Below are 744 nucleotides of genomic sequence, written 5' to 3' on the forward strand. Positions count from 1 at the left end.
GCTGATGTTAAGGCTGGTGCCTTGGGTGGCTTTATTGAAAAGGAAGATAACCTCTCTCATGATGGCAATTGCTGGGTTTATGATAATGCTTGTGTTGTAAAATCTGGTCGTGTTTATGAAAATGCAAGGGTATATGGCAATGCTGCCATTGGTGGTTTTGTTTATGGCAATGCGCATGTATATGATAAAACCCGCGTGTATTTTGGAGCTCATGTTTATGACAATGCGCATCTTTCTTATAATGCTTGGGTTTATCATCAGGCGCGGGTTTATGGCAATGCAAAATTATCAGGAAGTGCACGTATTCATGGCAATGCCGAGGTTTATGATCATGCTGTTGTTAGTGGCGCTGCTAAAATTTATGGCAAGGTTTATGGGAATGCTAGCGTGGGTGGGTATGTTAAGGTCTATGGTTCTGTTTATGGGAATGCAAAAGTGACTGGTTATCACACCATTAGAGGTTTGGTACATGGCAATGCAAGGTTAAAAAGAGATGGTTATTCATATGTCAAACAAAACTTTTATTATGCATATGGAATTCCTGAAGATTGTGAAATTTATGAAAACGATACCGTTGTAAAGATTATTGAAAATAACGCTGCGTAAAGACGCGCGGGCGCGGCGGGGGCGCCTGCTTTTTAAGCAAATTTTCCATTCCAAATTTTATCAAATGTTTATCACATTAAATTGTGAGGGTATCTCTATGTGCAAAAAATATGAATTAACCAGTGAAATCAAAAAAAT

Annotated in this window: 1 protein-coding gene; it reads left to right on the forward strand. The window is 38.8% G+C overall.

The genetic code is table 11. The annotated features are described in order from the left end of the window. On the forward strand, positions 1-606 hold a 606-nt coding region (locus tag ACFIO5_RS11630), incomplete at its 5' end, for a hypothetical protein (protein ID WP_375705496.1). Positions 607-744: the final 138 nt, after the last annotated feature.

The organism is Bartonella sp. AA86SXKL, assembly GCF_042196885.1.